This window comes from Gluconacetobacter diazotrophicus PA1 5 (genome assembly GCF_000067045.1).
GTDB lineage: Bacteria > Pseudomonadota > Alphaproteobacteria > Acetobacterales > Acetobacteraceae > Gluconacetobacter > Gluconacetobacter diazotrophicus.
In genome coordinates, this window is the sequence record NC_010125.1 from 164677 (window position 1) to 177162 (window position 12486).

The 12486-nt window shown below is 69.1% G+C and carries 14 protein-coding genes; 5 read left to right on the top strand and 9 right to left on the bottom strand.

Translation table 11 applies throughout. The features are described 5' to 3' along the window. The first annotated feature begins 37 nt into the window (after positions 1-37). Positions 38-709 carry a TetR/AcrR family transcriptional regulator gene (locus tag GDI_RS00740; protein WP_012222396.1) on the top strand — a complete coding sequence of 224 codons (672 nt, stop codon included), beginning with the start codon at positions 38-40 and terminating at the stop codon, positions 707-709. Between the two features lie 5 nt (positions 710-714). On the opposite strand, the gene glgP is transcribed toward GDI_RS00740, so the two are convergent. The 6 genes from glgP to GDI_RS00765 all read right to left on the bottom strand — a co-directional run bounded on the left by glgP (position 715) and on the right by GDI_RS00765 (position 5570). Next, positions 715-2100, bottom strand: a complete 1386-nt coding sequence (gene glgP, locus GDI_RS00745) for an alpha-glucan family phosphorylase (RefSeq protein ID WP_197535941.1) — start codon at positions 2098-2100, stop codon at positions 715-717. Positions 2101-2124: 24 nt separating this feature from the next. Next, positions 2125-2427 (bottom strand): hypothetical protein, encoded by a 303-nt coding sequence (locus tag GDI_RS20130; RefSeq protein WP_197535942.1) that lies wholly within the window; start codon positions 2425-2427, stop codon positions 2125-2127. A gap of 63 nt (positions 2428-2490) precedes the next feature. Next, a complete protein-coding gene (locus GDI_RS00750; RefSeq protein WP_012222397.1) occupies positions 2491-3567 on the bottom strand; it encodes a hypothetical protein in 1077 nt (358 codons plus the stop codon). A 99-nt stretch (positions 3568-3666) separates the two neighbouring features. Further along, positions 3667-4650, bottom strand: a complete 984-nt coding sequence (gene acuI / locus GDI_RS00755) for an acrylyl-CoA reductase (NADPH) (protein ID WP_012222398.1) — start codon at positions 4648-4650, stop codon at positions 3667-3669. A gap of 54 nt (positions 4651-4704) precedes the next feature. Then, positions 4705-5358: a helix-turn-helix transcriptional regulator gene (locus GDI_RS00760; protein WP_012222399.1), complete on the bottom strand. Its 654-nt coding sequence runs from the start codon at positions 5356-5358 to the stop codon at positions 4705-4707. Next, complete coding sequence (locus GDI_RS00765; RefSeq protein WP_012222400.1) at positions 5355-5570, bottom strand: hypothetical protein; 216 nt, start codon at positions 5568-5570, stop codon at positions 5355-5357. The genes GDI_RS00760 and GDI_RS00765 overlap by 4 nt, the downstream gene beginning before the upstream one ends. Positions 5571-5643: 73 nt before the next feature. Between GDI_RS00765 and hflX the strand changes: the two genes are divergently transcribed. Further along, positions 5644-6996, top strand: a complete 1353-nt coding sequence (gene hflX, locus GDI_RS00770) for a GTPase HflX (protein WP_197535943.1) — start codon at positions 5644-5646, stop codon at positions 6994-6996. A 24-nt stretch (positions 6997-7020) separates the two neighbouring features. Here the strand turns inward: hflX and GDI_RS00775 are convergent, their stop codons facing one another. Next, positions 7021-8193: a GGDEF domain-containing protein gene (locus tag GDI_RS00775; RefSeq protein WP_012222402.1), complete on the bottom strand. Its 1173-nt coding sequence runs from the start codon at positions 8191-8193 to the stop codon at positions 7021-7023. 263 nt (positions 8194-8456) lie between these two features. Here GDI_RS00775 and hpxZ point away from each other — a divergent pair, with 263 nt between their 5' ends. Next, complete coding sequence (gene hpxZ / locus GDI_RS00780) at positions 8457-8843, top strand: oxalurate catabolism protein HpxZ (RefSeq protein WP_012222403.1); 387 nt, start codon at positions 8457-8459, stop codon at positions 8841-8843. A gap of 20 nt (positions 8844-8863) precedes the next feature. Here the strand turns inward: hpxZ and cysG are convergent, their stop codons facing one another. Together cysG and mobB are read right to left on the bottom strand one after the other, a co-directional pair. After that, complete coding sequence (cysG, locus tag GDI_RS00785) at positions 8864-10276, bottom strand: siroheme synthase CysG (RefSeq protein ID WP_012222404.1); 1413 nt, start codon at positions 10274-10276, stop codon at positions 8864-8866. Continuing rightward, positions 10273-10806: a molybdopterin-guanine dinucleotide biosynthesis protein B gene (gene mobB, locus GDI_RS00790; protein ID WP_012222405.1), complete on the bottom strand. Its 534-nt coding sequence runs from the start codon at positions 10804-10806 to the stop codon at positions 10273-10275. The genes cysG and mobB overlap by 4 nt, the downstream gene beginning before the upstream one ends. A gap of 112 nt (positions 10807-10918) precedes the next feature. On the opposite strand from mobB, the gene GDI_RS00795 reads away from it, so the two are divergent. After that, positions 10919-11551, top strand: coding sequence for an NTP transferase domain-containing protein (locus GDI_RS00795; RefSeq protein ID WP_012222406.1), 633 nt, complete (start codon positions 10919-10921; stop codon positions 11549-11551). A 68-nt stretch (positions 11552-11619) separates the two neighbouring features. Further along, on the top strand, positions 11620-12483 hold the full coding sequence (gene ku / locus GDI_RS00800; protein ID WP_012222407.1) for a non-homologous end joining protein Ku: 864 nt from the start codon (positions 11620-11622) through the stop codon (positions 12481-12483). The last annotated feature ends 3 nt before the right edge of the window (positions 12484-12486 follow it).

Genomic DNA, 12486 nt, shown 5'->3' on the forward strand with positions numbered 1-12486 from the left:
AACGGTGCTCCTACACCACACCTCGGGACACAGCCTGATGGAAAGCAGGAAAAAGCGGGGCAATCCAGACGGGCAGGCCGATCCGACCGGTCCCCGCAAGCGAGACGCCGAAGCAACCCAGAAGCGCATTCTGTCATCGGCCAGGCGTGAATTCGCAACCAGCGGCCTGGCCGGCGCGCGCGTCGATATCATCGCGGAGAAAGCCGAAGCCAAAAAAAGGATGATCTATCATTATTTCGGGAACAAGGAGGCGCTGTTCACCCGGATCCTGGAAGATGCCTATATCGATCTCTACCAGGCCGAGCAGAAACTGGATCTCGACCATCTCGATCCCAGGTCGGCGCTGGATCATTTCGTCAGGTTCACGTGGAACTATTACCTGAAGAATCCCGATTTCATCACCCTCGTCAACAGCGAGAACCTGCACTGCGGCGTGCATCTGCAGGATTCGGCCGTCCTGCGCAGCGTCAGCCAGAACCGCCTGCGCATGCTGGAAAACCTCCTGAAACGCGGCGAGAAGGACGGTGTCTTCCGTCCCGGAATCGATGCCATGCAGTTGCATATTTCCATCGCCGCGGTCGGATATTATTATATAACCAACCGATATACCGGAATCATTATTTTCAAGCGCGATTTCATGTCCAAGGACATGCTGGACAAGCGCGTCGATTTCAATGTCGAGAGTATCTTGCGCATCGTCCAGGCATGATCCGCCTATTGTCCCTGCCCGGGCATGCAATCAAGATACGCCTCGCTGGCATAGCGTCGCATCATGCGGTGACTGGTAAAGATCGACCCGCATTTCGAGACCGCCCCGGCCATCACGCGCGCCCAGCCGGCCCGGTCATCGTGGAACAGCGGCAGGATCACGTGCTCCAGCTTGTCCAGCATGGCGTGTCCATGCTCTGACGGGGGCATGTCGGGCGTGCCGATCGCCCATCCCGTAACGCCTTCCATGCATCCCTCGACCCACCAGCCATCCAGCACGCTCAGGCTGGGAACGCCGTTCAGCGCCGCCTTCATGCCGCTGGTTCCCGATGCCTCCATCGGGGGCAGGGGCGTATTCACCCAGAGGTCGGCGCCGGCGACCAGGTTCCTGGCCAGCGAAAAATCATAGTCCGGAAGAAAGACGATCGGCACCTTGCCTTTCAGAAGGCGCGCCCGGTCTATGATCCGGGCGATCAGCCGCTTGCCGTCCCGGTCATGGGGATGGGTCTTGCCGGCGAAGACGATCTGGAACGGCCGGTGCGCCGCGATGCGCGCCAGTCGCTGCGGATCGTCCAGGATCAGGGTCGCGCGCTTGTAGGCCGTCATGCGCCGGGCGAAGCCCAGGGTCGGAAGCGACGGGTCGAGGGACTGGCCCGTCAGGTCGCGGACCCGGTCCAGCAACGCCGCCTTCGCGGCATCGTGGGCGGTGAACCAGTCCTGCCTGTCCAGTGTATCGACGGAGCAGAGGAATTCGGGTTCGTGCCGCCAGCGCGGGCATGTCCGGTCGTACAGGTCGGCGAACGCCGGATGGACCCATGTTTCGGGATGGACGCCGTTGGTGATCGACCGGATCGCATAGCCGGGGAACATGCGCTGGGTGGTCTCGCCATGGCGTTCCGCCACCCCGTTGACATACCCGCTCAGGTTGAGCGCCAGCCGCGTCATGTTCAGCCTGTCCGTGCCGGCAAGCTGCTGCAGCACCGGCATCTCGACGAAATCGCCCAGCATCCGGCGTACCAGGTCGTAGGAAAACTGGTCGTGCCCGGCTTCCACCGGCGTATGAGTAGTGAAGACGCAACGTTCCAGAACCCGTTCCCGGTCATAGGGGAACATGTCCCCCGCGACATGGCTGGGGGGCCGGGAATGCCGGCGCAGCAGGGCGAGGGGCAGCAGGGCGCCGTGCCCCTCGTTCATATGATAGGTCCGGATGGAAAACCCCAGCGCGGTCAGCATCTTCTCGCCGCCGATTCCCAGGACGATCTCCTGGCACAGGCGCCAGGCATCGTCGCCACCGTACAGCCGGTCCGTGATGGGGCGGTCCGCGCGGTCGTTTTCCGCCAGCCGGGTGTCGAGCAGCAGGATGGGAATCGCGCCGCCAGGCCGTTCCAGCACATACAGCCAGGGACGAATCCAGACCTAGCGCCCGTCGATGGTGACGGCGATCATCGCCGACAGCGGCTCGGCCATTCCGGCCGGGTCCCAGGGCTGCGGGTGATCGTGCTGCACGCCCTTCGCGTCGACCACCTGGTGCAGATATCCGGCGCGCGAGGCCAGTGTCACGAACACCATGGGCAGACCCAGGTCGGCGGCCGACCGGGCGGCATCGCCGGCCAGGATGCCCAGGCCGCCGCTGTAACTCGGAACCGCCGGATCGAAAGCGATCTCCATCGTGAAATAGGCGACCGACACCCTGCCTGTGAAACGACGGACCCGATCCATGCCGACCTCGCGACTGCAAGCCGGCGTGTAACGCGGAAGATCCGTCCGCGTTCTTCGATCCGTTCAGGACGCGCGTGCCGGGTGCAGGACGCGCGCCTGCTGCGCCCGGATCAGCCGGTACACGGCCGCGTCCAGCGCGCCCAGCGCCTTGACCTCTTCCAGGCAGTCCTCGAATTCCGCCACGTCGGCCTGCTGCCGGACGATGTCGGAGCTGTTGTGGCGTTTGACCATGCCGGGCCGGGACCGAAGCAGTCCCACGGTCCGGTTGACGAAGGGTTCGATCGCGTCCGACGTCATGAAGACATGAAGCGGATGGCGCAGATACTGTCTGATGGAATCGAAGATGTCGCCGTCCAGGCTCTCCTGGTAGTGTTCGCGAAACGAAAAGCCAAGCATCAGGGATTGTTGCGAGACCTCCATGCGCGCGTCGGGGCGTTTGAGGAATTCGCGAAACGGCATGTCCCTCATGGCCCGCATGACCGGGGTAAAGGTGGCGGGGTCCTCGTCCGGCCGCCGGCTGTGCAGGAACGCGGACCTGAACCGGCTGACGGGTTCGCGGAACAGGCACGTGACGACGTCGTCGGGACGGATGCGCGGTTCCATCACCCGCAACGGGATATGGCCCCCGACAAGGTCGTATTCCCCCGCCGCGGGGGGATTGGCGATAAAGGCCGAGTACATCTCGTAATAGATCTTGGACGGCACGTGTGCGGCCATCGCCCTCCAGGCCGACGTCCCGGCGGTCTTCGGCAGATGGACGAAGAACATGGTCCGGTCCGTGCGCTTCCGGCGTCCGGAATCGAGATACCGCGTCAGGACCCCGACATGGCGCGAATGTGCCATGCCCCGGAACAGGGGCAGGAGCGGACGACGTTTCCGGAAACAGATGAAGACTTCATTGGCGTGGAAGATGTACCACGTGCGGAAAACCTGCCGAAGCGCCGACCTGTCGATGCAGCCCATGCGCGCCTTGTGCAGGAAAAAGATCGTGGCGTCGCCCAGGTCGATGGCATCGTCGTAACACCGGATATCGCCGGCGGCCCCGCCGGGCCAGTCGCCCCGCGGCAACAGAAGCCTGTCGTCCCGGCCGACATGTCGCTGGGCGGCGACCCAGGCGTCATGCCAGTACGGGTCTTGCATCTTCTCTCTCGCTCATCGCAAACGAGAGTATAGAGACGCGGTTTCGGCGTTAGTTATATAATCGAAACAAATTGTATCATTGACCCGGCGGTCGAAGGGTCACGGCAGGCGCACGACGATCCGCCCGCGCACGTGGCCGTCCAGCAGGGCCGCCGCCCTGGCGGGCGCGTCCGTCAGCGGAATTTCAGTGACCATCTTCTCCAGAATCGCCGGGTCGATCAGGTCGGCCAGCCGGCGCCATGCGTCCAGGCGCCGCGCGCGGGGGCACATCACGCTGTCGATGCCGACCAGCGTGACCCCGCGCAGGATGAAGGGGGCGACGGTCGCGGGGAAATCCATCCCGGCCGCCAGCCCGCATGCGGTGACCACGCCGTCGGGCAGCATGGCGGCGCAGACATTCGCCAGCACCACGCCGCCCGCGACATCCACCGCCCCGGCCCAGCGGGCCTTTTCCAGCGGGCGTCCCGGTCTGGAAAACGCGTCGCGCGGCAGGATCTCGGCGGCGCCCAGGCCGGTCAGGTACTCTCGTTCGCCCGGGCGGCCGGTCACCGCCGCGACGCGATAGCCCAGGCGCGCCAGCAGCAGGACGGCCACGCTGCCCACACCCCCGGCCGCCCCGGTTACCAGCACGGGGCCATGGTCGGGCGCGACACCCTGGCGTTCCAGCGCCAGCACGCACAGCATGGCGGTATAGCCCGCGGTACCAATGGCCATCGCCTGCCGCGTGGTAAAGGCATCGGGCAGCGGTACCAGCCAGTCGCCGTTCACGCGGGCGCGCCCGGCCAGTCCGCCCCACTGTTTCTCGCCCACGCCCCAGCCGTTCAGCACCACACGGTCACCGGGGCGGATAGCGGGATGGGCGGACGTTTCGACCGTGCCGGCGAAATCGATTCCGGGCACCATCGGGAACTGCCGCACGATGGGGCCCCGTCCGGTAATGGCCAGCGCGTCCTTGTAGTTCAGCGTCGACCATTCGACGCGGACCGTCACGTCGCCTTCGGGCAGCCGGTCATCGGCCACCGGGCCGACATGGACCGATTGCGTGCCGTCGGCGGCTTTTTCGATCATCAGGGCGTCGAACATCGTCTCGGCTTTCCTCGTTGGTGGGATCGATCCGTTCGGGGAAGGGGAAGACCTTCACAGGAACGCCATCATGATCCGGTGCAGGTGGTCGGTGGGCCCGGTTTCGATCTCCATGCCGTCCCGCGCGCCGATTCCGCCCAGCAGCGGCCCGGGATCGTACGCGCCCGGGCGGGGGTCCAGCACCACGGCGCACAGGGTGGCGTCCGCCCGGTGCAGGATCACCCGATCCTGCCGGCGGATCGCGGCGGCGGACGAGACGACCAGGAACGCCCCGGCGCGAAAGACCGGCTCGAACGCATCGGTATCGACCATGACGGCATACAGCTCGGCGTCGCCCAGCCCGGGCACGTCCCACGACTCCCAATGCCGCCCGACCGGCAGGCCCGCCGCGTCGAACATGCCGCCCTGTTCCAGGTGCGACAGCGCCGACAGGCGCAGGCGCGACCGGCCGGCGGCGCGGGACGCGCGCGGCAGCGCCTGGCCGGCCATCAGCCGGCCGAACGATTCCAGGGTCAGGCCGGTCGCGTCCAGCACCCGGGCCAGGCTCTCGGTCCCCGGCCAGCGCGGCCGGCCGGCCGGCGTCACGCGCTTGGACGGGTTGAAGCTGGTGCTGTCCAGCCCCGCCGCCCGCGCCAGGCCCGACGGTGTCAGCCCGCGCTCGGCGGCCAGGTTGTCCAGCGCCTGCCACAGGTCGTCGTGCCGCATCATGGCGGGTTCAGGATCTCGGCATCGTGCCGGGCCACGCCTTCGCCGGTGGCGTGGTAGCGCCCGGCCGCGTCCCGCGCCGCCAGTCCCATCCGGTCCAGCCGCTCCAGGCAGGGCTGGTCCTTCAGTCCCGCCGGCCGCCCGGCGGTGCCGCTCAGGATCAGCCGGTGCAGCGCCGACCGGCAGCAGGTTTCCAGGTACGGTTCGGTCCACATGGGCCCGAGGATCGGCGTTTCGCGGCCGGCTTGCAACCGAACAGCGGGCCGTATCCGTGCTATGTCACCATCCATGGAGACCAAACCCCCGATTCCGCTCGCCGTCCTCGTCGGCATCCAGACGCCGGACGTCGATGATATCGCGCACGAGGCCAGCCTAGCCGAACTGGGGCGCCTGGTGAAGACGCTGGGCTATGCGGTCGTCGGCACCGTGTCGCAGAAGCGCGAAGGCACCGGCGCCGCATTGCTGCTGGGCAGCGGCAAGCTGGCGGAACTGGCCGCGCTGACCGGCGGCACCGGTGTCGTGACCTCGATGGCCCCGCCCCCGAAATCCAAGGCCCGGCAGCGGTTCGAAGGCGCGGCCGAGGGCGCCGCGCCGCCCGAGCCCGACCCGGACGCCGCCCGCAGGCCCGAATTCGTCATTGTCGACCATGAGCTCTCGCCCAGCCAGATCCGCAACCTGGAACGCGCCACCGGCGCCCAGGTGCTGGACCGCACCGGCGTCATCGTCGAGATCTTCCACCGCCACGCCAACACCCGCGAGGCACGGCTGCAGGTGGAGATGGCGCGCCTGAAATACGTGGCCCCCCGCCTGCGCGAATCCTCGGGCGGCGGCGGCCGGCAGCAGGGTCCGGGTGCCGGCGAAAGCACCCTGGCGCTCGACCGCCGCAAGATCCGCGACCGGCTGGCGGAACTGAAGACCCAGCTTGACGCGGTGCAGCGCGACGGCGACCAGCGCCGGTCCGCCCGCCGCGACCAGCTTAGGGTGGCGCTGGTCGGCTACACCAATGCGGGCAAATCCTCCCTGATGCGGGCGCTGACCGGCAGCCAGGTGCTGGTCGAGGACAAGCTGTTCGCCACCCTGGACACCACCGTCCGCATCCTGCAGCCCGAAACCCGCCCCCGCATCCTGGTTTCCGACACGGTCGGCTTCATCAAGCAATTGCCGCACGATTTGGTGGCCTCGTTCCGCTCCACCCTGGCCGAGGCGCTGGAGGCCTCGCTGCTGCTGTTCGTGGTCGATGCGTCGGACCCGACCTACGAGTCCCAACTGGAGGTGACGCGCGGCGTGCTGCGGGAAATCGGGGCCGACGCCGTGCCGTCCCGCCTGGTCCTGAACAAGATGGACCGGCTGGACCCCGCCGCCCGCGCCGCGCTGCGGGACAAGCACCCCGACGCCATCATGCTTTCCGCCCACGCGCCCGGGGACGTCAGCGCATTGCGCGACACCCTGATCGCGTTCTTCGAGGCCGAGATGGTGGAGGACACCCTGGTGCTGCCCTACGCGAAACAGGGCCTGATCGGCGAAATCTATGAAAGCGCCCGCGTCCTGTCCGAAGACCATGACGAGACCGGCCGCGTGCTGAAGGTCCGCGCCCTGCCCGCCGCCATCACCCGCCTGAAGCGAAGCCTCGCCGCGCGCTGAAACATCGATGCGGCCCGGGTTGCGCTACGCCGCTGGGTGGAAGGCGGCCGCGCTGGCGAATTCGATGCGGTTTCGACCGAGGGTCTTCGCCTGGTACAGGGCGCCGTCTGCCGCGGCCAGAAGGTCGTCCAGCGTCATCCGGCTGGTCCGGACCTCCGTCAGGCCGACGCTCACCGTCACGTGCAGGGGCGGCCGGAAGTCCTGAGCCGCGAGGGCGGTGAAGCGCCGTGCGATATTCTGGCCTGCCGCACGCGCCGTGGCCCTGTCGCTTCCCGGCAGCAGCATCGCGAACTCCTCGCCGCCCAGGCGGCCCATGATCGCCTCCTGGCCCACCTCCTCGCCCATGGCACGGGCGAAGAGCTTCAGCACGGCGTCGCCCATTGCGTGACCGTGGATGTCATTGATGGACTTGAAATGGTCTATGTCGAAGATCAGCAGGGAAACCGGCTGGCCGACCGTCTGGCCGGACAGGCATTTCTGGCCGGCCTGATAGAAAAAATGGCGGTTTCCGATATTCGTCAGGAAGTCCGTCTGTGCGATTTTCAGCATGGCGAGGCGGCTCTCCTCCCTGACCACGGACAGCAGCGCGACCGGCATCGCAACGGAATACAGAACGCCCTCGTACATCGTGACCTCGGCAAAAACCGAGGAAGCATGCTGTCCCTTCCAAAGGACCATAAGGGGCATGACGGCGCCGCGGAACAGATAGAACACCCCGTGTCCCCACGCGATCGCCGCGACCACCGGCCGCGAACGCGGGGCCTGGATGCCGGACCGATACTGGATATGCCAGGCCGTGAGGCCGCACATCAGGGCGATGGGGAACGCGGCGCCATAATCCCACATGATCCGGCATATCGCGGGGCCGCCGATGATCCACACGAGGGACACGGCGACGAGCAGGGTGATCGAAGTCGCGACGTATCGCCGATGATCGAGTTGCCCGACCCCGTTCAGGACCAGGGCATAGCCTGCCGTGAACAGCACGTTGCTGACGGCCCATCCGGAAACACCGGGCAGGTCCGGCCGCAGGAGGGTGATGACGCACCCGATCGCATAACATGCATAGGCCGCCGCCCAGCAGAGGAGCGGGACGCGCCGGCCGGGCTGTTCGTGAAGCTCCCACAGCGTCGCGCCGCATCCGATGACGAGCGTGCCGATCGCCAGGCAATAGAGGGTCAATAGGCCAGCCTGCATGGATGCTTTCCGGGTATCACGGTGCGAAATTTCGGTACAACCCTCGCATGACCAGGTTCATGCGAAGGCCTTCACTGTAAGGGAGCGGCCTGTCTGCGGGGACCCGCCCCTCCATCAGCGATGGTCGCCGAACCAATCTAGCGGGCCGGCACGTCCGCCGCCACGGTGAAACTGCGCGGTCCCGGCGGGGTGCCGCCGGCGCGTCCCGGTTGCGAAAACCGATCGTCGCGGTAGGCTGCCCGGCAGGGTTCAGGAGGTCCGCGATGCTCAAGATCGACGATCCGGCCATCGTGGCGGAAGTGACCGCCATGTCGGACCGGTACGAGGCCGCGCTGATGGCCAATGACGTGGCGGTGCTGGACGCGCTGTTCCGCGATGCGCCGGAGACGATCCGCTATGGCGTGGGCGAGGTCCTGTATGGCTTTGCCGAGATCGCGGCCTTCCGCGTGGGCCGTGCCGGCGGGTCGCCGCAGCGGCGGGTGCTGCGGCGGGTGGTCACCACGTTCGGCACCGACATGGCGACCGTGAACCTGGAATTCCAGCGCGAGGGCGCGACCCGCATCGGACGGCAGAGCCAGACCTGGCTGCGGACCGAGGCCGGCTGGAAGATCACCTGCGCCCACGTCTCGCTGATGGCCGACATCTCGTAGGATGCCTGCGAGGCAGCCTTTCACGTACCGGACAGGGGCGGCGGCGTGACGACGCGGTGGCGCACCACCTGGCCCACCAGCACCAGCGCCGGGCTGCCCACGGCATGGGCGCGCGCCAGCGCCGGCAGGTCGGCCAGGGTTCCCGTCAACACGCGCTGGTCGGGCCGGGTGCCGCGCTCCACCACGGCGGCGGGCCAGTCGGGCGGCAGGCCGTGGCGCACCAGCATGGTGCACAGGTCCGGCAGCGCGGTGACGCCCATATAGATCGCGATGGTCTGCCCCGGCCGGGCCATGCTGTCCCACGGCAGGTCCAGCGTGCCGTCGCGGCGGGCGTGACCGGTGACGAACAGGCAGGACTGGGCGCAGTCCCGGTGGGTCAGCGGAATGCCGGCATAGGCGGCGCAGCCGCTGGCCGCCGTGATGCCCGGCACGACCTGGAACGGAATTCCCGCCGCCATCAGGGCCTCGATCTCCTCGCCGCCGCGACCGAAGATGAACGGGTCCCCGCCCTTCAGGCGCAGCACCCGCTCGCCCGCCCGCGCGCGGCGGATCAGTTCGGCATTGATGTCGTCCTGCGGCATGGTGTGGCGGTCGCGCTGCTTGCCCACGAACACCCGCTCGGCATCGCGGCGCACCCGGTCCATCAACGCGGGCGGCAGCAACTGGTCGTACAGCACCGAATCCGCGTTCTGCATCAGGTGCAGCGCCCGCAGGGTCAGCAGGTCCGGGTCCCCCGGCCCGGCGCCGACCAGCCAGACCTCGCCCCCGGTCTGCGCGCCGGCCAGCAGGTGGTCCAGTACCTGTCGCGCGGCCGCGTGTTCGCCGCGCTGCGCCGCCTCGCCGCCTGGGCCGTCCAGGAAATCCTCCCATACCCGGCGGCGGCGGCCGATATCGGGGCAGGCAGCCACGACATGAGCGCGCTCGGCCTGCAGGAAGCGCGCCAGCGCGTCGAGCCCTGCCGGCATCACGGCCTCGATCCGCTCGCGCAGGCGCCGGGCCAGCACCGGGGCCGCGCCGCCGGTGGAAATCGCGATCCGCACCGGCCCGCGATGGATCTGCGCGGGCGTGATGAAGGAAGACGGCTCCGGGTCGTCCACCGCGCAGACCGGGATATTCAGCGCATCGGCCTGCGCCGCGACGGCGCGGTTCACCGCCCGGTCGTCGGTCGCGGCATAGACCAGGCGGCTGCCGGGCAGCAGCGCACGCACCCGGTCGGGCGTCGCCTCGCCCGCGATGTGGGTGATCCGCCCTTCGGCCTGCCAGGCGGCCAGCGTGTCCTCCAGCCGGGGGGCCAGGATGTCGATCCGCGCGGCGTGGGCCAGCAGCAGCCGGACCTTGTTCAGCGCGATCCCGCCGCCGCCCACCACCACCACCCGCGCGCCGCGCAGCCGCAGCGCCAGCGGGAACCAGCCGGGGTCGGTCGCATCGCTCATGCCGCACCTGCCGGGGCGGGCAGGGGGCAGGCCCGCGCCAGGATGAAATCGGTGATGGCGGCGGTATCCGCCAGGTCCAGCCGCGCCAGGCCCGGCGGCAGGGGCAGCGCCGCCGCGTCGGTGGCAACGGCGGCGATGTGCGGGGTGGCGGGCCACAGCGCGTCCTTGCCCACGTCGGGCCGATACACCTCGATCGCCACGGGCAGCGCGGCACGGAAGCCCTCGACCAGGATCAGGTCCACCGGTGCCATGCGCGCGATCAGGTCGGGCAGCGCCGGCTCGCCCGGGGCGGCGCATTCATGCAGCAGCGCCCAGCGCGTGCCCGACGCCACCATGACCTCCCGCGCTCCGGCCTCGCGATGACGGTGGGAATCCTTGCCCGGCTGGTCCATGTCGAACCCATGATGCGCGTGCTTGACGGTCGAGACCCGCAGCCCCCGCGCGCCCAGCGCCGCCAGAAGCCGGACGACCAGCGTCGTCTTGCCCGCGCCGCTGCGCCCGGTAATTCCCATGATGGCGGGTGTCCGCATCTGTCCGCCCGTCTTCCCTGCTGTGGTGCCTGATGGCCCTGGTGGTCGTGTCGTCGGGGCGTACAGGTGCCTATAATCCCCGGTGCTGACAAGATGGGCGGGGCAGGGGAAAATGATGCGGTATGCTTGCGTGATCCTGGCGGGGGGGGCCGCGACGCGCATGGGCGGTGGGGACAAGCCGCTGCTGCTGGCCGGCGGGCGGACCCTTCTGGGCCGCCTGCTGGACCGGCTGGCCGGGGCCGGGGTGCCGATGGCCATCAACACGCGCGGGGATACCGCGCGCTTCGCCGCCTTCGGCCTGCCGGTGCTGCCGGACGATACGGCGGACGGCGTGCCGGACGGCGGGGCCGGGCCGTTGGCCGGCGTGCTGGCGGCGATGGACTGGGCCGCCGGGCTGGGGTGCGACGCGGTGCTGACGGTGCCCGGCGACACGCCCTTCGTGCCGCGCGACCTGCTGGCGGCGCTGGCGCCCGCGCCGGCGGTCGCGCTGTCGGGCGGGCGGCGCCACCACCTGGTGGCGCTGTGGCCGGTGGCGGCGCGCGCGGCGCTGCGCGCCCGGCTGGCCGCCACCCCGGCGGGCGCGCCGCGCGCGGCCTTCGGCGTGCGGGCCTTTGCCGAGACGATCGGCATGCGGGAGGTCACTTTCCCGGACCAGCCCTTCGACCCGTTCTTCAACGTCAACACGCCCGAGGACCTGGCCGCCGCCCGGCGCATCGCCGCGACGCAGGACGCCCCACGGGCGTAGACGGCAACGCCGGCCCGCCCGGCGCGTTGACGGCCGGACAAAGGCGGAAAGAGCGGCGGAGAGACAGGATGACCGCACCGGCAAGGATGACCGCGCGGACGAACTGGCGGGGCATGCTGCGGATCGGCGCATTGCAGTGCCCGGTCGCGCTGTACACCGCCGTCTCGACGTCGGAGCGCATCCATTTCCACATCATCAACCGCGCTACCGGCCACCGGGTGCGCCGGGATTATATCGACGAGGACACCGGCCGCGTGGTCGAGCGCGACGACCAGGTCAAGGGATACGAGACCGACAGCGGCGAGGAGGTGATCCTGACGCCGGAGGACATCGCCGCCGCGATCCCCGACAGCGACAAGACCCTGTCGGTGTCGGCCTTCCTGCGATGCCGCGACATCGACGACCTTTATCTGGACCGGACCTACTACCTTGCCCCCGGTACCGGACCGGCGGCGGGCGCCTATCCCCTGATCCGCGACGCCATCCAGGCGCGGCAGGTCGGGGCGCTGGCGCGCACCGTGCTGTTCCGCCGCATGCGCACCCTCGTGATCCGGGCCGACGGCGCGGGGCTGGTCGCCTCCACCCTGCATTTCAACTACGAGGTGCGCCCGGTGCAGGCGGCGTTCGAGTCCATTCCCGACTTCACGCCCACGCCCGACATGCTGGACCTGGCCCGGCATATCATCCGCTCCCGCCAGGGGCGGTTCGATCCGGCCGCGTTCGAGGACCGGTACGAGGCCGCCGTGACGGCCCTGGTCCAGGCCAGGATCGAAGGCCGGGCCCTGCCGCCCCCACCCGCGAAACCCGCCGCCCCGGCGATCACGCTGATGCAGGCCCTGCGCGAAAGCGCGGGCCAGATGCCCCCTACCCCGGCCCACCGCCGGGGCACCGCGCGCGGCAGGGCGGCGGCACCGCATCGCAAGGCGGGTTGAGCC

Coding starts and splice junctions, on each gene's coding strand:
- GDI_RS00765 (WP_012222400.1), bottom strand. CDS start 5,570: ATGTGGACCGAACCGTACCTGGAAACCTGCTGCCGGTCGGCGCTGCAC.
- hflX (WP_197535943.1), top strand. CDS start 5,644: ATGGAGACCAAACCCCCGATTCCGCTCGCCGTCCTCGTCGGCATCCAG.
- mobB (WP_012222405.1), bottom strand. CDS start 10,806: ATGCGGACACCCGCCATCATGGGAATTACCGGGCGCAGCGGCGCGGGC.
- acuI (WP_012222398.1), bottom strand. CDS start 4,650: ATGTTCGACGCCCTGATGATCGAAAAAGCCGCCGACGGCACGCAATCG.
- ku (WP_012222407.1), top strand. CDS start 11,620: ATGACCGCACCGGCAAGGATGACCGCGCGGACGAACTGGCGGGGCATG.
- GDI_RS00775 (WP_012222402.1), bottom strand. CDS start 8,193: ATGCAGGCTGGCCTATTGACCCTCTATTGCCTGGCGATCGGCACGCTC.
- cysG (WP_012222404.1), bottom strand. CDS start 10,276: ATGAGCGATGCGACCGACCCCGGCTGGTTCCCGCTGGCGCTGCGGCTG.
- GDI_RS00740 (WP_012222396.1), top strand. CDS start 38: ATGGAAAGCAGGAAAAAGCGGGGCAATCCAGACGGGCAGGCCGATCCG.
- GDI_RS00750 (WP_012222397.1), bottom strand. CDS start 3,567: ATGCAAGACCCGTACTGGCATGACGCCTGGGTCGCCGCCCAGCGACAT.
- GDI_RS00795 (WP_012222406.1), top strand. CDS start 10,919: ATGATGCGGTATGCTTGCGTGATCCTGGCGGGGGGGGCCGCGACGCGC.
- hpxZ (WP_012222403.1), top strand. CDS start 8,457: ATGCTCAAGATCGACGATCCGGCCATCGTGGCGGAAGTGACCGCCATG.
- GDI_RS00760 (WP_012222399.1), bottom strand. CDS start 5,358: ATGATGCGGCACGACGACCTGTGGCAGGCGCTGGACAACCTGGCCGCC.
- GDI_RS20130 (WP_197535942.1), bottom strand. CDS start 2,427: ATGGATCGGGTCCGTCGTTTCACAGGCAGGGTGTCGGTCGCCTATTTC.